Genomic DNA, 18243 nt, shown 5'->3' with positions numbered 1-18243 from the left:
GGCTTAGATGCCCATCTCGGCGCGTCCGGCGTCGAGGATCTTGCGGGTTTCCGCGGCGTCGGCGCCCTGGGCGTACACTCGCAGTACGGGCTCCGTGCCGCTGGGGCGGACCATCAGCCAACGGTCTTCGCCGTCGAGGTAGAACTTAGTGCCGTCTACGTGCTTCACGTCGGTCACCGTGTAGGGGCCGATCTTCTTGAAGGGATTGCTTTCTGCCTGCTTGACGATATCCCACTTGCGGTCGTTCTCAACGTGGACGTCGTCGCGGTCGCAGTTGAAGCTGCCCACCTTGTCGTAGACGTCCTGGATCAGATCGTTGAGCGACTTGCCGGTCTTGGCCATGTATTCGGCGATCATCAGGCCGATCCAGATGCCGTCGCGCTCGGGGATGTGGCCGCTTACGGCCAGTCCGCCGGATTCCTCACCGCCCACGATCACTTCGCGTTCGGCCATGATCTCGGCGATGTACTTGAAGCCGATACGGGTCACTTCGTATTCCAGTCCGTACTTCTCGGCGAGCTGCTTCAGCTTGTCGGTTACGGAAAAGGTCAGGATCACTTCCCCGTCCTTGATCCCCTTGTACTCGTACTGGTACATGAGCAAGAGCAGCAGGATATGGTGACTGTCTACGAAGTCGCCGTTCTCGTCGAAGAGCCCGATGCGGTCGGCGTCGCCGTCGTTGGCGATGCCCAGGGAAAGCTTGGGGTCCTTTTTGATGACGTCGCTGAGCTGCGTCAGGTTGCGGCCGATGGGTTCCGGGGCCTGGCCCATAAAGCTAGGGTTGTACTCACAGTGCAGGTGGCGGGCCTTGGGCAGCAGTTTGATCATGGCCGACTGCCCGGCGCCGTACATCGCGTCGTAGGCGATGCCGAAGTCGGCGTTGCGGATCAGTTCCATGTCAAAGTTGGCGTAGACGTGGTCGAGGTAGATCTGCTCGAAATCATGCTCCTCGATGAGGCCCTGCTCGCGCAGCTCGTCCATCTCTGGCAGGTCGGTGGGTACGGCGTCGGGGATGAGGTTTTCCACCGCGGTGACGTCGTCGGGGATGCTGGGCCCGCCCAGACGCGACTTCAGTTTAAAACCATTGTAGGACGGCGGGTTGTGACTGGCGGTGATGACGATGCCGAGGTCGGCTTCGGTCTTCACCACGCCCAGGCTCACCATGGGGGTGGAGATGAAGGAGGGGGCCAGCAGACTGGTGATGCCGTGTTTGCCGAGCACCCGGGCGGTGGTTTCCGTGAACAACTCCCCGCCGAAGCGGCAATCGTAGCCGATGACCACGCGGGATCCGCCCTGTTCCTTGAGCCAGCGCGCGGTGCCTTCCGCTACGCGCTTGACGTTGTCTACGGTGTATTCCTGGGCGATGATGGCGCGCCAGCCGTCGGTGCCAAATTTAATCTTGATGGGGTCCATGCTTGAAGTTTGGTGGGTAAGATCCGGGTGTCGGGGATGCGGACAATATTGCTAAATATTATTCGTCCGGCGTAATGCCGCCGGGAAATGTACGCAAAATACCACCGTGGCCTACCTTTGCGGCGTGGAACTACTCACCGCCGTGCTGATCGGCCTGGCCGCCGCGGCCGGGGCTACCTTTTTTCCGGGAATGCTCAATATGACCAGCGTAAACGTTAGCCTGCGTGCGGGCCGACGCGCCGGCTACGCATTCGCGGCGGGCATGGCCTTCACCTTTACGGCCCAGGCCGGGGTGGCCATCTTCTTCGCCAACTATTTCACGACGCACCCGGCCATCATCGGAATGCTCAAGCAATGGGCGGTTGTGGCCTTCCTTTTTTTGGCCGTCTTTTTCTTGTTCAAGGGATACCGCGCGCGGGTGGCAGAGGCCGCACCGGACGGCGGTCGGTACCGGGGCAGCCCCTTTCTGCGGGGCATCCTGCTGGCACTGATGAACCTCCTCACCGTGCCCTATTTCTTCGCCGTCGGCGGGTGGTTGCTCGCCGATGATCACCTGTCGGCAGATGCCCTCGGACGTCTGGGGTTCATGTTGGGCGCGGGCGCGGGTGCCATGCTGATCTTCGGGGCTTACGCCCGCCTGGCTGAGTGGATGCAACGGAAAGCCCTCTTCCTGACCCGCAACATCAATTTCCTGTTGGGCGGATTGCTGGCCATTCTGGCACTCGTGCAGAGCATACGCCTGTATGGGTAAGGGGAGCAGACGCTTGCCACGTTTCTAAATATTTTCCCTTCGCCCAAACACCGGCCTTCGGAAGGCGCTTTTGGTACCTAGATGTCCGTACCAATCTCCATCCAGTTCCCGCCGGTTGAGTCCGACCGCCTCCGCGCGCTGGTCGACCGCTTCACTACCTGGGCACCGTCGACCTACGCAGACGGTGGATTTCCCGAAAGGGAAATGGAAGAGCTGCGCCGCGCGGGCCTGCTGCGCATCACCCTGCCCGGTGAGGCCCTGGACCAGGAGCGCGGCCACACGGCCGGCGTGCTCCGGCTGCTGAAGGAAATCGGCCGGGGAAACCTCTCGGTCGGTCGCATCTATGAAGGCCACCTCAACGCCCTGCAACTGATCAAGATTTACGGCACGCCGGAACAGCGGAAGCGCTGGTACACCGACGCCCGTGCCGGCCACCTCTTTGGGGTATGGAATACCCAGATGGCTGATGGGGTGGAGCTGCACCGTAAGCACGACGGGGGCGTCCGGGTGGCGGGCAGCAAGAGTTTCTGCAGTGGGGCGGACCGGGTCACGAGACCCCTAATCACTGGAGTATTGCGCGGTGATGCACCTGAAGATGCAGGTTGGCAGATGGCCGTATTACCCTTGGATGAGCACCGGGTGAAGGTCGATCCCACTTTCTGGAATCCAGCCGGGATGCGGAACAGCGTCAGCTACAAGATCGATTTCAGCGGCATAGAACTTGGCGCGGACGACCTGCTCGGTGGCCCCGAAGATTACAATCGCCAACCCTACCTGAGCGGCGGCGCGGTGCGCTTTGCCGCCGTGCAACTGGGCGGCGCCGCGGCCCTGCTCGACGCCACCCGCGAATACCTGCGCGATCTGGGCCGTACGGAAGATCCTTACCAGCGTACCCGGGTGGGACAAATGGCCATCCTCGTCGAGAGCGGTCAACTCTGGCTCGACCGCGCCGGTCAGCTCAGCGATCACTCCGAGGATCCCGCCGCGGTCGTGCACTACGCCAATATGGTCCGGACGGCCATCGCCGGCTACTGCGAGCAGTGCCTGGAAATGGCCCAGCGTTCGGTGGGGGCTCGCGGCCTGCTCCATCCCCATCCCGTAGCCCGGCTGCACGCCGACCTGTCCATGTATCTCCGGCAACCCGCCCCCGACGCGGCTCTGGAAGCCGTAGGGCAATACCTACTCAATGGCCATGGTCCCGCTGCCCACTGATCCCGGTCACGTAGCGGGTCGTAAGGATGCCCTGTACGAGCAAGCCCCCGACCATCCCGTGGGCGACCTCGCCGCCTGGAGGTCGACCATAGTGTTCAGCCCCCATCCCGACGATGAATCGCTGGGCTGTGGCGGCCTCATTCTCCACCTCACCGACCGCGGGCAGGAGGTTAGGGTGGTCTTCGTGAGCGATGGCTCCATGTCGCACCCCAATTCCCAAAAGTTCAGTTCGGAGGAAAGGACCGCCCTGCGCGAACGCGAAGCCCTGGCCGCATGCAGTGTCCTCGGCGTTCCGGAAGACCGTGTACACTTCCTGCGGCTGCCCGACGGACGTGTGCCGGGTGAGGGGCACCCGGCCTTCGCCCCCGCGGTGGAATCCATGACCGAAATGGTCCGGCAGTGGTCCCCCGATACCTTTGTAGTACCCTGGCGCCGCGATCTCCACGAAGATCACCGCGCCACCTGGGACATCTGCCGCGCGGCGGTTAACCGGATCGGTCCGGGCATCCGCTGGGTGGAATACCCCGTCTGGATGTGGGAGGCGAAGAATACCGGAGATCTTCCCCGGCAAGAAGAAATGATCACCTGGTCGCTGGATATTGCCGATGTCGTGAACCGTAAAGTGGAGGCCATCCGGGCCCACGCCTCCCAGTGGAACGGGGTCATCGACGATGACGCCTCGGGCTTCCAGCTGTCGGAGTCCATGATTGGCCACTTCACCCGGCCCCGCGAGATCTACTTTGAACCCGCGGAGAAGCGCCACCGCAGTTTGGGTGGGGAGTATTTCGCGGCGATCTATCAGGGCAGCGAAGACCCCTGGCAATTCGAGACCAGTGAATACGAGCGCGGCAAGTACGCCGCCACCCTGGCCGCGCTTCCCCTCGGACGGTACGACCGCGCCCTCGAGATCGGCTGTTCCATCGGGGTACTGACGGAGCAGCTTGCCGAGCGCTGCGAGGAACTGCTGGCGGTGGACGTCAGCGAGGCGGCATTGGAGCGCGCTCGGGACCGATTGGCGAACCAAATCCACGTGGAATTACGCCGACTGTCCATCCCGCAGGAATTTCCGGAAGGTAGCTTCAACCTGGTGGTGCTGTCCGAAGTGGGCTACTACTGGAGCTACACCGACCTTGAGCGCGCCATTGACCTTATTCAGAATTCCCTACGGCCGGGGGGCGTGCTGCTGTTGGTGCATTATACTCCCTATGTCCCCGACTACCCGCTCACGGGCGATGAGGTACACGAAGCTTTCGCGCGCAAACTCACCGGCTTCGAACGGGTCAAGGGCAGTCGTGCAGACCGGTACCGCCTGGACGTGTGGAAGAAGAAAGGGCTGACCAGGTCGCACGGGTAAACCGCCGCAGGTCACGAATGGCCTCCGGGAACGGGCTGTCCGAAAAGGCATGCGTCCGCTCCAGCATCTGCCGGATCTCCAGGTAAAGCGCACCGAAGGTAGGTGCCTCCGCCACCCGTCGCTGCAATTCCCCGGAAGGCATGTCCAGATACGCCGCCAGGTCCACCAGGGCAGGGAGTCCAGCGATGCGACGCTCCTGAAAAGCCCGGCGCAGGGCTACTTTCCATTTGTAGAGATTGATGCAGTGTTGCAGGCCGAATACCACGGGCTGCCGGCCGGCAGACTGCATGCGTGTCCACTCGTCGAGGGCATGACTGAAGGCTACCCCCTCGACGCGCTCACTCCGGCGATCCGAGGTATAGACCTTCACCGCAGGATCATGGACGAACTGCACGTCGATCCGCTCCAGAGCCCAGGCGAAAGCGGCGTCCTCGATACACTTTACGGGAGGCATGCCGCCGCAGGCCCGGTAGTCCTCCACCCGCACCGCCAGACTGGGCCCGTAGTGCTGGAAGTGCCGAGGCCAGGGGTCTTCGTCGCTGGGGTCGATCATGTGTTCCACCAGCGCCTGCAGGCTTCGGTAGGTGACGTCCTGGAGATGGATCTTGCGGTAACCCGTACGGCCGCTCCGGGGAACGACGATGCGGCCACCCACGGCGTGGGCCCCGCGATCGAACGCCCGCAGGGTAGCGTACACCCAGTGGGGGTCCAACTGCGTATCGGCGTCGGTCATCGCTACGATCCCCCCGGGCGGGAGGCGGCGGGCGGCTTCGTCCATCATCAGTTTGCGGGCGACGCCGACGCAGGCCAGGTCTCCGGTCAGGGTGATTTCGGCGACGTGGAGGTGGAAATCCGGGTAGCGGGTGCCGTAGGCTCGTGCCACCTCCGCGGTAGCGTCCGAGCAGTTGTTGGCCAGGAGGATGACTTCGTAGGTGTCGGGGTCTAGGGGATTGCCCATAAAGTCGGTCTGCCGGCGCAGCGCCTCCAGGGTAGGCAGGATGTAATCGGCTTCATCCTTGGCCGGAACGGTTACGGATAACCGGCAGGCGGGGTGAATGGCGTCCGCCAGCGATAGCACGGGAAGGATAAGGACAGGTCGGTTGACCACAATTGACATTTGCGGTAAAAGCCGGTTTGGCCCGTTGATGTTTTACGCGGCCAGGCCGGCACACGAGCGGTGCCGGTCCGAAACCTCAGCATGATTGCATTTTGTCCTGCTCAGGCGGGAAACAGCTGGACCTCGCGTTCGATTTCTACGCCAAATTTGCCCTTCACTTCTCCACGTACCCGTTCGCTGAAGGAGAGGACGTCGCGGCCCGTCGCTCCACCGCGGTTCACCATCACCAGTGCCTGCCGCTCGTAGGTGCCGACCGTTTCGGTGCCCGCGCCGCGCAGGCCGGCCCGGTCAATCAGCCATCCGGCGGGAAGTTTCACGTGGTCGGCGTCGATGGGGTAGGCGGGCAAGTCGGGGTACTCGGTCTGCAGGGCGGTGTACTGACCGCGGGAAACCACCGGATTCTTGAAGAAGCTGCCGCTGTTGCCGTAGAAGAACCAGTCGGGCAGCTTGCTGCGCCGAATCCGGGTCACCGCATTCGCCACGTCGCGGGGCGTCGGGTCGGTGATGCCCTCGGCTTCCAACTCGGCGTTGATGGCTCCGTATTCCAGTTTAAGAGGTCGCCGCCGGCTCAGATCAAAATCCACGGCGGTGATCAGGTACCGGCCGGGCTCGCGTTTGAAGTGGCTGTCGCGGTAGCCGAAGGCGCAGTCCTCCGGCGACAACTCCACCATGCCGCGCCCGAACTCCCAGGCTTGGACGGCGGTGATGAATTCGGAAACCTCCGCGCCGTAGGCACCGATATTCTGTACGGGAGCGGCACCCACCGTGCCGGGGATGAGGATGAGGTTCTCCATCCCGGGAAAGCCGGTGTCGAGGGTATAGCGGACGAACTGATTCCAGTCGGTCCCTGCCAGCACGCGAAAGCGGCCGCGACCGTCGGACCAGGCGATGCCGCTCAGCAGGACGTGGACGGTGAGTCCGGGGATCTCTTCCAGCAGCAACAGGTTGCTGCCGCCACCGAGTACGAGGGTGGGGGATTGCCGGAACTCCGGACCTTCCAGTTGCGCTAGGTCGGTCAGGGGCAGGTAGCGTTCGGCCACGGCGGGCAGGCCGAAGGTGTTGCAGCGGCGCAGGTCGACATACTCCCTCATTCGGCCAGGTCGAATTGCAGGCGGGCGAGGGCGGAGTACGCACCGTGGGGGCGGCCGCTCAGTTCGTGGTGGGTGCCGGACTCGACGATGGTGCCGTTTTCGATCACGTATATGCGGTCGACGTCGCGGATGGTCGCCAGCCGGTGGGCGATGATGATGCTCGTGCGGCCTTCCATGAGGTTGTCCAGCGCTTCCTGTACTACGCGCTCACTTTCGGCGTCCAGGCTACTGGTGGCTTCATCGAGCAATAGGATCCGGGGGTCCTTCAGGATGGCGCGGGCAATGGCGACGCGCTGACGCTGTCCGCCGCTTAGCTGGATACCACGGTCGCCGACGAGTGTATCCATCCCTTCCGGGAAGCCGTCGATGAAGTCCAGGGCATTGGCCTTGCGGGCTGCCTCGCGGATCTGGGCCTCGGTGGCGGTCAGGTTGCCGTAGGTGATGTTCTCGCGGATGGTGCCGCCGAACAGCAGTACTTCCTGCGGCACGAGCGCGAGTTGGTCGCGGTAATCGTGCAGGTTGAAATCCTCAATGTTGCGGCCGTCGACGGTGATCACGCCCTGGGTAACGGGGTAGAAGCGGAGCAGAAGCTTCACCAGGGTAGACTTGCCGCTGCCGCTGGCGCCGACCAGGGCTACTTTCTCGCCCGGGGCTACCCGGAGGTCGATGTCCGAGAGTACGGTCACGTCGGGTCGGGTGGGGTAGGAGAAGCCGACGTTGCGGTAGTGGATGGCCCCGGCGAAGGAACCACCGGTTGTGGCGGCCAGCCGTGGACCCGGTACCTGCGTCCGCGCCACCTCTTCTGTTTCGTGGCTTTCCAGAATGTCGACCACCCGGTCGGAAGCGCCGAGGGCGGAGACGATCTCGCTGTAGAAATTGCCCAGACTGGCGATGCCCGCCCCGATGATGGCCGTAAAGACCACGAAGGAAAAGAGGTCGCCCACCGGCAGGTCACCGGCTTCAACCAGTAGTATGGCCCGGTAAATGATGAAGAACAGCGCGCCAAACATGACGGTGACGATGAAGGCCGAAAAGAGGCCGCGCACGTTGGCCGTGCGGATGGAGATGTCGACCGTCTCATCGATGCTGCGCGCGTAGCGTTCGAGCTCGAAGTCTTCGTTGGTGTAGGCCTTGACCGTGGCGATACTCTGGAGGGTCTCTTCTACGATCACGTTGGACTGGGCCAACTTCTCCTGCCGCTCCTTGGTCATGCGCCGCAGGTATTTGCCGAATACCATGGCCGCCACCACCACGGCCGGGAAGATGAGCAGGCTGACCAGCGCCAGCTTGTACATGGTGAAGAGGATGTAGGTGATCGCGCCGACCAGAATGATGATCTGGCGCGCGAACTCCGTCAGCGTAAGGCTGAAGATCCCCTGAATCTGCGTGATGTCGTTGGTGATGCGGCTGGTGAGCTCACCCACCCGGCTGCGCTCGAAGAAGGGGATGTTGAGGCGCAATATCTTGGAAAAGAGGTCCTTCCGCAGGGCCGCCATGGCCCGTTCGCTCACGATGGCCTGGATGCGGACGCGGAAAAAACTGAGCGGGGCCTGAACGATGATCAGGGCCGTGAGCAACAGGAAAATCTGGTCGATGGTCAGGCCGTAATTGCCCTTGCCCTGGTAGACGTTCAGGGCTTCCCCCGGCAACTGCAGGATCGTGAGGAAAACCAGGCTGCTGATGCCCAAAATCACAAAACTGAGCAGGAACAGCCAGCGGTACCGCCACACATAGTCGAAGATGCGCATCGACCGGTGCAGGCGATCCCTGGTGATCCGCGGCTTGGCTGCTTCGGGTTGTTGGGGGGTAGTAACCATGTTTCACAAAGGAAACGCATTCGGCGGCAAAAGGTGACGCGCGGCGGTTATTTTGAACATTCTGTGAAGAAGCGGGGTACTAACGGGTGAAATGTGTCGTGCAGCTTGCTGGCGGCAGTTATTCTTTCTGACTACACGATCGATTCCCCACGCCCCGTCGCTATCCGATGGAATGTGACCTTTTGCTTTGTGCCCTCGTCTCAGGGCTGCTACAATTTTAAGGTGCCCCGGAAAGTTTATTAGGCATCGCACCCTTTTGATCTTTTGCAACGAATTTGATTCCAATTACCCTCCAATGAAAACATCGATCTACTTCAGTCTCCTGTTGGCCCTGGGCCTGATGGTGTCTCCAAAGCTAGCGGCGCAGCAATATTTCGAACTCGGTGTCCAGGGGGGCGACATGCCCTATAACGGCGACCTGAGCGACCCGAACCTTGGTTTCCTCAAGGATTGGAACACTTTCGGCGGTTTCTACCTGCGGTACCGGCCCATCAGCCGCGTGGGTTTCCGTTTCAACGGCATCTTCGGTAATATCGCCGCGGAGCGGGAAACGGCGCTGCCCGACGAGACCGGCCAATCGATCACCTTCACGCGCGACTTCCGTTCCAAGATCCGGGAATTCAACCTGGCCGTGGAGCTCGACCTTTTCTACCTCGGCGATCCCGAAGACCGTTTCGTTGCCCCGTACATCATGGGTGGCATCGGGCGTACCTCCTTCAACCCCCAATCGCAAATCGACGGCGTGTACTACGACCTGCAGCCCCTGCGCACCGAAGCCCAGGGCGTGAGCGGCGGCAATTACGATCCCGTTCCCTACGAACTGGACATCACCACCATCCATGTGGGCGGCGGCGTACGCGCCAAGCTCGGTGAGCGTTTTGTGGTAGGCGGTGAGGTGAGCGGCCGCTTTACGGGTACCGATTACCTCGACGACGTCTCCGGCCGCCGCGTCAACTATATTGACGTACTCTCCAATCCGCTATCCAGCACGCAAGGCGCCTATTTCTCCAATCCGGTGGTGGATCCCGCCGAGGCACCCTCCGATCTGGTCTACGCCCGTGGGGGTGGGTCCAACGACTTCTACTTCCTCATCAACCTCACCCTGGGCATCCGCCTGGGCAACTGGGGTGGGGGCGGAAATGGCTGTTACTCCTTCTAGGAGCGCAAAAACACCGGTTCAGTAACAAACCTTGCCCGGCAAACCCGGTTTGTGGGAATGGCAATATTGCCGATACATAACTCCCACATTCCTATGAGCACACGCTACTTTACCCTCAGCTTGTTGCTGGTGACGATGTTCTTCGGCAGCCTTCAGGCCGCCATCGTCGTCCCCGGTCCGAATGCCCCGGCCGGCGAATCCGCCGCAACCACACCTACCGAAGCCGAAGCCCTGGAGGCCGCCCGCGAATACCGTGAATCGCTCAAGGAGATGAGCGGAAAGGAACGCCGTGAACTGAAGCGCGAGCAGCGCGATGCCGTCAAGCAAGCCCTGAACGACTACCAGGACGCCGACACCAACACCATTCTGCTGGTCATCCTCGCCATCCTGCTGCCCCCCGTGGCCGTACTGGTGCACCAGGGTGAACTCAACAGCAAATTCTGGATCGCCCTGCTGCTTACCCTGCTGTTCTACCTGCCCGGACTGATCTACGCCCTGCTGGTGATTTTCGGCAACGCTTAATCCTTTCGATCGATAATGGCCGCCGCCGCCCGCGCGGCCGCGCCACCCTCGCCGAGGGTGCGGCGCAGTTCGGCCAGATCCCGCAGTTGCCGGTCCCGTTTGGGGCCGGCAATTGTTTTTTGCAGCTCCTCCCGGAGCCGATGGGCCGTAAATTCCTGCTGGATCAGCTCGGGCACTACCTCGCGGTCCATGACCAGGTTTACCAGCGAAATGTACTTGATACGGCTGGCCACCAGGCGGCGCGCCAGCCAGTAGTTCAGCGGGTTGCCGCGGTAGCACACAACCTGCGGCACGCCGAAAAGCGCCGTTTCCAGGGTGGCGGTCCCGCTCGTGACGGCCGCCGCTTTTGCCCCGGACAGCACTTCGTAGGTGCGGCCGCTGACTAGTTCCAGTTGCGGGGGGCGCGCGGACTGCTCCATGATACGGGCGTACACTTCGCGGTCCTGGCTCGGCGCCCCGGCAATGACGTAACGCTGGTCGGGCAGTTCGGCCGCGGCGGCCAGCATGACGGGCAAACTGCGGCTGATTTCCTGCTTCCGTGAGCCGGGCAGCAAAGCAATATGGGTGGGCGTGCGGTGCTCCACTTCCCGGACCACGTCGAGCAGGGGGTGACCTACGAAGGTCGCTTTGACGCCGTACCGGGCGTAAAATTCTTCCTCAAAGGGCAGGATCACCAGCATGCGGTCCACGTTCGCCTTCACCTGGTGGACGCGGCTGGTGTGCCAGGCCCAGATCTGCGGACTGATGTAGTAGCTGATGTCGAAGCCCCGCGGGCGGGCCCACTTGGCGATGCGCAGGTTGAAACCGGGGTAGTCGATCAGTACGAGCCGGTCGGGTGCGAAGGCCTCAATATCGGCCTGGCACTCCCGGAAGTTGGCCATGATGGTGCGCAGGTTCATTACCACCTCCACGAAGCCCATAAAGGCCAGATCGCGGTAGTGCTTTACCACCTCCGCACCGGCCTCCCGCATCAGGTCGCCGCCCCAGGCCCGAATTTCCGCCTCCGGGTCTAGCTCGCGCAGGGCCGTCACCAGCCGGGCACCGTGGAGGTCGCCCGAGGCTTCACCGGCAATTATGTAGTAGCGCATGGGGCGGGGCGTTTGGGGTGTGAAGGGTTGCGGGCGCGTCCGCGGGTGCGGAGAAAACCCAAAGATAGCCGAGCCGTTTGGCTGCGACTCCCGATCTTGCCGCGAAAGTCTACTCCATGCCGGTCAACTGGAAGGTCTACACCTTTGACGAGCTCGACGTTCACCTGCTGTACGCCATCCTGGCCCTGCGGCAGGAAGTATTCGTGGTGGAACAGACCTGCTGGTACCTGGACGCCGATGGCAAGGACCAGGCCGCCCTGCACGTAGTTGGCACCCGGGAGGGAAAGGTGGTGGCCTACACCCGGATCCTGCAGAAGGGAATTTCGTACCCGGAGTACGCCAGCATCGGACGCGTCATCACCGCACCCTCGGCGCGCGGACAGGGGCTGGGCCGTCCACTCATGCAAGAGTCCATCAGGATACTGTACGAGCGCTACGGCGTGCAACCCATCAAGATCGGTGCCCAGGCACATCTGCAGTCGTTCTACGGCAGTCTGGGATTCGTAGGGGTAGGGGAGATCTACGATGAGGATGGGATACCCCACCGGTCGATGCTGCTGGATGCACCGGTGGCGGAGGAGGAAGGCGCCTGAGTCGTGTACACGGGTAGAGTTTGGGACATATCTCCGGCTTCTTAACTACTCCGAGTGCCCGTGCCCAGGTGACCAAGGGAACACTTCCTGCTTGACGTCCACGGGTTTATACCTCCCCGGGTGGGGCGGGCAGACGGCTCCTCTGAGTGGGTGGGAGAACCCACCCGACCGCCGCCGCGCCGACTCCCCCCTTTCGCCCATTCCACCGCCCACGCCGGTGGCCTTTCCGCACCGCGCATCTGGCGGGCGAAGGGAGGTTAACCGATAGACCCCCTCAACCGTCCGGTACCGGGATGCGGTGGGTGAAGCCATCTATGATGTAAATGCCCCGAAGGGGCGAGGAAACGGCAGGAGTGGAATAAGGGAGAAAACTCTGAATCGTTCGGGTAGCTGCCGGGGGAAAGATAGGTACTTAAAGTTTAAAAAACAAATTGTTTGTATTTTGCCTCCCCCGGTCGCTCCGCCCGCCCAAACAAAGCCGGTCCTTTCTCCTTTCTTTGCGTGACCGATGCCGGGTAGGTCCAGAATCCCAAACCGGTCTACCCCTCCCAACCCCCCCCTCCTATGCAGCCCCTTGCCGAACGAATGCGCCCCACCAATCTTGACGAGTACGTCGGCCAGCAGCACCTGGTCGGCAAAGGAGCCGTACTGCGCCGGGCCATTGAGACCGGCCGCCTGCCCAGCTTCATCCTGTGGGGTCCGCCGGGCGTCGGCAAGACCACCCTGGCGCGCATCGTAGCCAACCAACTCGAAGTGCCGTTCTACATGCTTTCGGCCATCAACAGTGGCGTGAAGGACGTCCGCGAAACGATCGATAAGGCCAAGCGCGGCAAGTTCTTCGAATCGGCCTCACCCATCCTGTTCATTGATGAGATCCACCGGTTCAGCAAGTCGCAGCAGGATAGCCTCCTCGGCGCGGTCGAAGCCGGCACGGTCACACTCATCGGCGCTACGACCGAGAATCCGAGCTTCGAGGTCATCCCCGCCCTCCTCTCCCGGGCCCAGGTGTACGTACTCCAGCCGCTGGGCCGGGAGGAATTGAAAGGTATGATCGACCGCGCCCTGGCGGAGGACGTCTACCTGCAGAAAATGCAGGTGGAAGTGGTAGATTACGATACGCTCATCCGCTTTTCCGGTGGCGACGGGCGCCGGCTCTACAACGTCCTGGAACTCGTGACCCACGAAGCCGCCAACGGCGACAAGGTCGTGCTCGATACCGCCTACATCACCAGCCGGGTCCAGGAGAACATGGCCCGCTACGACAAGACGGGCGAGCAGCACTACGACATCGCCTCGGCCCTGATCAAGAGTATTCGCGGAAGCGACCCGAACGGCGCCGTGTACTGGCTCGCCCGCATGATCGAGGGTGGGGAAGACCTGAAGTTTATCGCCCGCCGACTCGTCATTGCCGCCTCGGAAGACATCGGTCTGGCCAACCCCAACGCCCTCCTAATGGCCACCACGGCGGCACAGGCTGCGCAAATGGTCGGCTACCCGGAGGCGCGCATCATCCTCAGCCAGGCGACCGTGTACCTGGCCACGAGCCCCAAATCCAACAGCAGCTACCAGGCCATCGGCGCGGCACAGCAGGCCGTCCGCAAATCCGGCGACTTGCCCGTCCCATTGCACCTGCGCAACGCGCCCACCAAGTTGATGAAGCAACTGGACTACGGGAAGGACTACAACTATAGTCACGACAACCCCGGCAACTTCCGCGCACAGGAATACCTCCCCGACGAACTCGCGGGCACGGCCTTCTTCAAGCCACAATCCAACAACGCGACCGAAGTCAAGATCGCCGAGCGGCTGCAGCGGCTGTGGGGCAATAAATACGGAGGCTAAACCTCCTCCAGCAACATGTGGAGGTACCGCCGGAGCAGCTTCGGGGCGGTGTAAAGCAGATCGTGTTGCTTGTCGGGCACCATGTGGTGGATGAGCAGGGGGGCGTTGACCAGCTTTTCGCAGGCGTAGTAGGCATTGCGGGGGTAGATCAGCCAGTCGTCGGTACCGTGCAGGATGACCGTTTTGGCGTTGATGTGGTCCCATTCGTTGGCCATGTCCAGGAGTTCAGCTTCGTGGGCCAGCTTCTCGTGGTTGGCGGTATTGATGCCACTCGGCATCATCCAGGAGAGGGTCCAGTGACTGGTGGGGTGAGAGATCCAGTAGGTGTACTCCTGACGGGGGGCCAGGCTGGCCGATTGCAAGAGCAGTCCATCGACCAGTTCGGGAAAGTCCATCGCCAGTCGGGCACTCACTGTGCCTCCGTAACTGCTGCCGTGGATCACCACTTTTTGTCCCGGCAGCCGCCGCCGCTGGATGACCGCGGCTACGTTCTCAGCCTGCTCCTGCACGGAGGTCATGGGCCGGCCCAATCCACTGCCGCCGTAGCCCGGCCGGTCGATGGCCAGGAGGTTGGCGTCGGCGCGCAGGGAGCTGTCACGCATCATGCTCAGCCACCAGGCACTGGAAGACGGGGCCCCGTGGATGAATACCAACAGGGGTTTGGTAGAGTCCTGACCGATCTGCAGAAAACGCATGCGCCGGCTGCTCCCCTGTACGTACCCGATCTCGGCGTAGTCGATATTGGCCCGCAACAGCGTCGCGCTGAGCTGGTCGTCGTTCATCTGAATACGAACGTAAGGCTCTATCCGGTAAATGGCGTAGGTCATAAAAACCAGGACCGCCAGCAGCAGATACAGCCTTTTTTTCTTCAGTAACATGAACGTAGGGGTCTGATAAGTAGACGTTTGGAAGCCGATGCAGGTTGCCCTATTTCATTGCGAATTTCCACTACGGTACCGGCGAAAAGAATCCACCTATCGTAGATCGGCCAAACGGGCGTAACTTCTCTCTCCTGCAGGTGCGCCGACCGGCCCCCGGGCCGCTACGCAGGTTGGCCGGGCGGCATTTCGACCCTTGTGCGTCACAAACTTTTCACCTACATTTACAGTTGCGGTAACAACCGTTGTCTTAACAAATCTCACCATCATGCCCGCCACCGCTTCCAATGCCCCGGTTCAGAACTACCAGGCTTATACCTCGACCGATTACCGCATCTGGCGACTGTTGGCCCAGCGCCAAATGGCTGCGCTCAAGCCGGTTGCCGCTGCGGAGTACTTGCATTGCCTGCACCAGCTCTATCCAATCCTGTCCCCCGAGCACCCGCCCCGCTTCAGCGACCTCAACCGTGCGCTCAAGGAAGCCCACGGCTGGTGCATCGAAGTAGTAAAGGGCTTTTTGCCGGTGGATGAATTCTTTGAATTGCTTTCCCGCCGTCGCTTTTGCTCCAGCACCTGGCTGCGCAACGAAAAGCAGCTGGATTACCTCGAGGAGCCCGATATGTTCCACGATATTTTCGGGCACATCCCCCTCTACCTCAACAAGGACTACGCCGACTTTGCCCAGAAACTCGGCGCCCTCGGCGTGAGATACGCGGGCGACGAAGAGAAAATTACCCAACTTCAGCGGCTGTACTGGTTCACCATCGAATTCGGGGTCATCCGCCAAAACGGTGAACTGAAAGTCTACGGAGCCGGCATCTGCAGCAGTCCGCAGGAAACCAAGCACGTCTACGAGAACCCGGATGTGGAAATCCTGCCCTTCGAACTCGATCAGGTAATGCAACAGCAATTCGTGATCGACAAGGTACAGATGCGCTATTTCGCGATCGACAGCTTCGCCAGCCTCTTCGGTGCCGTGGACGAGCTGGAGCAGCGGTGGGGTGATGCTGAGTAGTTCGTTAGTGCTTTAGTCCTTTAGACTCAGCGAACTAAAGGACTAAAGCACTAACGAACTAACAAGTGCCCCGTAAAGGATTCGAACCTTTGACCTGAAATTTAGAAGATTCCTGCTCTATCCAACTGAGCTAACGGAGCTTAAGGCTGCAAAATTAAGCCCCCGACCCCAGACGACAAAGTAACGGAAGCGCGCAGCACTTTACCCCGCGGACTATCTACCTCAGCCCACCCGTTTTTACGGTCCTACTTCCCCAGTTCGCCCTGGGTAACCCGCACCGGCGCACCGCGGAAATTCACCACCAGCCGGTATTCCGGTCCGATATTGGCGACCAGTGGCCCGAACATGGTATCCATGAGTTGCTGGGCCTGCGTTTTCGCGCGTTCCATGACGTTGCTCTCGAGGGCATCCTCACGGAAGTTTTCGCGCAGCGCATTGACCCCTTCGTTGATGTTCACGCCTTCCACCTCGCGCAGCCAGCCGATGTCGAGTTTTTCTACCTTGGGCAGTACTTCGTGACTGAGGATGACGGGTTCCGGCAGGGTGATATTGACTGTCTTGTTCTGCTCGTCGAGCTGCAGGTCGAAGTACTCATTGAGCCGGAAGCCGACCTTCAGGATGGACAGGGCTGTGATCTCCACGTCGGTTTCCGATACGTTCATACCCCAGATAGTGGTCTGCAGGTTCTTGTTGATCCCCTTTTTGTCGCGGATCTCAATGGTGGCCAGTTCGCCGATGACGTTCTCCACTTTCTCCTGAAACAGCCCCTTGCTCCTGCTAAAGTCTTCGATCGCCGCCCGTTCCCGCATGCGGGCCAGTAGCGGTTGCAAGGCTTCGCCCATGGCAATGGAGCAGGGATTCTGCACGTCGGCCCCCCGCGCGAGGATGTTTCCGTTGCGGGTACGGATCACCGCGGCCAGCACCTTGTTGAGCATAAAGCAGGTGTAGTTGCTGGCCACCTCCTCGAAGATTTCGGTCACTTTTTGTCCGCCCTCATCGTACCACGTCTCGTACAACGCGGCGCTGGTGTCCCGCAGCCGCATGAAGTCGTTGTAGTACAGATCCACAAACTGCGGGTGCTGCAGTTCGTACTCCTCCAGGACGGCCTGCTGCAGACTGTCGTTCAGCCCCAGGCGGTTGCTGACGTGGCGCAGGATGTCGGTATTGATATCGTGTACCAGTTCGTTGAACTCCCGCCGATACCGCCGCGGGTTCTGCAGGATGGCCAGGGCCGTCTCGTTATCGATGTTGTAGCTGAAATCGGCCGGCCGGTACTGCAGTTCGTATTCCGCGGGCCCGGCCAGAAATCCGCCCGGTGAATTTCGCAGCGCCTTGTACCCCAGCAGTCCCAGAATCCCCATGATCGCTACCGCTATCACAATCTGGACGGTACCGATTCCTTTCTTTTCGGGGGCGGTGGTTTGGGGCATGGGCATTACGACTTGGACTACTGAAAACACGGTTCAGGAGGCAAAGTTGGTTGCCCGTTCTCGACCAGCAAGGCCTTAACCCCATACCGCCTCACTCACCCACCACCGGTGTTTCCCCGAGGAGGCGCCACAGTTTTACCACTTCCACACCCTCTTTGACGTCGTGGACCCGCAGGATGGAAGCGCCCTGCTGTAGTGCATACAGGTTGACGGCCGCCGTGGCGGCCAGGCTTCCCTCGGGGGTGGTTTTGAGGGGTTTGTAGAGCATTCCCTTGCGGCTCATGCCGGCCAGCACCGGGGCGCCGAGGTGGCGGAAGGTGTGGAGGTTCTTGAGCAGTTCGTAGTTCTGCGACTGTGACTTGCCGAAGCCGAAACCGGGGTCCAGGATGATGTCCTTCATCCCCATCTCGCGCAGTTCTGCCAGCCGGTTGGCCAGGAAGTCCCAGATGTGTGTCACCACCTTGTCGCCGTAGCTTTCCGTAAACTTCTGCATGGTGGCCGGCGTGGCCCCCGGCGGCAGGTGCATGAGCACGTAGGGCACATTGAGCTCCGCCACCGTGGGCAGGAGTGCCTCGTCGAATTGCCCCGCACTGATGTCGTTGATCATGCCCGCACCTGCCGCCACGGCCGCCCGGGCGGTAGCCGCATAGACCGTATCGCAGCTGATGACCAGTTTCGGCGCCGCTTCCCGTACGGCTTCGATGACGGGAATGACCCGCTCGATCTCTTCGTCGGCCTCGATCAGCTCCGCGCCCGGCCTGGAGGACATGCCCCCGATATCCACGAAGGTGGCACCCGCTTCCTGCATGGCACCCGCGGCCGCGCCCGCTGCCTGCACGTCCGTTCGGCTGTCCGCGTGGAAGCTGTCTGGCGTAGCGTTGAGGATGCCCATCACCTGGGGGCGTTCGACCGTCAGCAGACGGCCATTGCAGTTGAGGGAGAAGGGCTGGAAGGTCAAGGG

The 18243-nt window shown here is 61.5% G+C and carries 16 protein-coding genes and 1 tRNA gene; 8 read left to right on the top strand and 9 right to left on the bottom strand.

The genetic code is table 11. The features are described from left to right. Window positions 1-3: 3 nt before the first annotated feature. On the bottom strand, window positions 4-1413 hold the full coding sequence (locus E4021_RS07480) for a phosphohexomutase domain-containing protein (protein ID WP_136457949.1): 1410 nt from the start codon (window positions 1411-1413) through the stop codon (window positions 4-6). A 124-nt stretch (window positions 1414-1537) separates the two neighbouring features. On the opposite strand from E4021_RS07480, the gene E4021_RS07475 reads away from it, so the two are divergent. The 3 genes from E4021_RS07475 (at window position 1538) to E4021_RS07465 (ending at window position 4730) form a co-directional block, all read left to right on the top strand. Beyond that, window positions 1538-2164: a LysE family transporter gene (locus E4021_RS07475; RefSeq protein WP_136457947.1), complete on the top strand. Its 627-nt coding sequence runs from the start codon at window positions 1538-1540 to the stop codon at window positions 2162-2164. A gap of 81 nt (window positions 2165-2245) precedes the next feature. After that, complete coding sequence (locus tag E4021_RS07470; RefSeq protein WP_136457945.1) at window positions 2246-3376, top strand: acyl-CoA dehydrogenase; 1131 nt, start codon at window positions 2246-2248, stop codon at window positions 3374-3376. After that, a complete protein-coding gene (locus E4021_RS07465) occupies window positions 3357-4730 on the top strand; it encodes a PIG-L family deacetylase (RefSeq protein ID WP_168797514.1) in 1374 nt (457 codons plus the stop codon). Before E4021_RS07470 ends, E4021_RS07465 begins: the two co-directional genes overlap by 20 nt. On the opposite strand, the gene E4021_RS07460 is transcribed toward E4021_RS07465, so the two are convergent. The 3 genes from E4021_RS07460 to E4021_RS07450 all read right to left on the bottom strand — a co-directional run bounded on the left by E4021_RS07460 (window position 4657) and on the right by E4021_RS07450 (window position 8755). Next, the gene (locus E4021_RS07460; RefSeq protein ID WP_168797513.1) at window positions 4657-5838 is read right to left on the bottom strand and encodes a glycosyltransferase; all 1182 of its coding nucleotides are present in this window, start codon (window positions 5836-5838) and stop codon (window positions 4657-4659) included. The genes E4021_RS07465 and E4021_RS07460 overlap by 74 nt on opposite strands. 110 nt (window positions 5839-5948) lie before the next feature. Further along, window positions 5949-6938, bottom strand: a complete 990-nt coding sequence (gene murB, locus E4021_RS07455; protein WP_136457939.1) for a UDP-N-acetylmuramate dehydrogenase — start codon at window positions 6936-6938, stop codon at window positions 5949-5951. After that, the gene (locus E4021_RS07450) at window positions 6935-8755 is read right to left on the bottom strand and encodes an ABC transporter ATP-binding protein (RefSeq protein WP_136457937.1); all 1821 of its coding nucleotides are present in this window, start codon (window positions 8753-8755) and stop codon (window positions 6935-6937) included. Before E4021_RS07450 ends, murB begins: the two co-directional genes overlap by 4 nt. 295 nt (window positions 8756-9050) lie before the next feature. Between E4021_RS07450 and E4021_RS07445 the strand changes: the two genes are divergently transcribed. Continuing rightward, window positions 9051-9914, top strand: coding sequence for a DUF6089 family protein (locus tag E4021_RS07445; RefSeq protein ID WP_136457935.1), 864 nt, complete (start codon window positions 9051-9053; stop codon window positions 9912-9914). Between the two features lie 93 nt (window positions 9915-10007). Then, window positions 10008-10436: a YqaE/Pmp3 family membrane protein gene (locus tag E4021_RS18275; RefSeq protein WP_211096986.1), complete on the top strand. Its 429-nt coding sequence runs from the start codon at window positions 10008-10010 to the stop codon at window positions 10434-10436. On the opposite strand, the gene lpxB is transcribed toward E4021_RS18275, so the two are convergent. Further along, window positions 10433-11524, bottom strand: coding sequence for a lipid-A-disaccharide synthase (gene lpxB, locus E4021_RS07435; RefSeq protein ID WP_136457933.1), 1092 nt, complete (start codon window positions 11522-11524; stop codon window positions 10433-10435). The genes E4021_RS18275 and lpxB overlap by 4 nt on opposite strands. A 116-nt stretch (window positions 11525-11640) precedes the next feature. Here lpxB and E4021_RS07430 point away from each other — a divergent pair, with 116 nt between their 5' ends. Both E4021_RS07430 and E4021_RS07425 read left to right on the top strand, forming a co-directional pair. After that, window positions 11641-12117 (top strand): GNAT family N-acetyltransferase, encoded by a 477-nt coding sequence (locus tag E4021_RS07430; protein WP_136457931.1) that lies wholly within the window; start codon window positions 11641-11643, stop codon window positions 12115-12117. A gap of 564 nt (window positions 12118-12681) precedes the next feature. Further along, window positions 12682-13959: a replication-associated recombination protein A gene (locus E4021_RS07425; protein WP_136457929.1), complete on the top strand. Its 1278-nt coding sequence runs from the start codon at window positions 12682-12684 to the stop codon at window positions 13957-13959. Here the strand turns inward: E4021_RS07425 and E4021_RS07420 are convergent. Continuing rightward, window positions 13956-14837: an alpha/beta fold hydrolase gene (locus tag E4021_RS07420; RefSeq protein WP_136457927.1), complete on the bottom strand. Its 882-nt coding sequence runs from the start codon at window positions 14835-14837 to the stop codon at window positions 13956-13958. The two genes, E4021_RS07425 and E4021_RS07420, sit on opposite strands and share 4 nt — an antisense overlap. A 268-nt stretch (window positions 14838-15105) precedes the next feature. Between E4021_RS07420 and E4021_RS07415 the strand changes: the two genes are divergently transcribed. Further along, window positions 15106-15852, top strand: coding sequence for a phenylalanine 4-monooxygenase (locus tag E4021_RS07415; RefSeq protein WP_136457925.1), 747 nt, complete (start codon window positions 15106-15108; stop codon window positions 15850-15852). Between the two features lie 66 nt (window positions 15853-15918). Here the strand turns inward: E4021_RS07415 and E4021_RS07410 are convergent. From E4021_RS07410 to folP, 3 genes are all read right to left on the bottom strand, one after another. Then, a tRNA-Arg gene (locus E4021_RS07410) sits at window positions 15919-15992 on the bottom strand. Window positions 15993-16097: 105 nt separating this feature from the next. After that, on the bottom strand, window positions 16098-17282 hold the full coding sequence (locus tag E4021_RS07405; RefSeq protein ID WP_246050248.1) for a DUF4230 domain-containing protein: 1185 nt from the start codon (window positions 17280-17282) through the stop codon (window positions 16098-16100). A gap of 91 nt (window positions 17283-17373) precedes the next feature. Then, window positions 17374-18240, bottom strand: a complete 867-nt coding sequence (gene folP / locus E4021_RS07400) for a dihydropteroate synthase (protein ID WP_246050247.1) — start codon at window positions 18238-18240, stop codon at window positions 17374-17376. Window positions 18241-18243: the final 3 nt, after the last annotated feature.

This window comes from Neolewinella litorea (assembly GCF_004803465.1).
Lineage (GTDB): Bacteria > Bacteroidota > Bacteroidia > Chitinophagales > Saprospiraceae > Neolewinella > Neolewinella litorea.
This window is presented reverse-complemented; position numbering and strand designations above follow the sequence as displayed.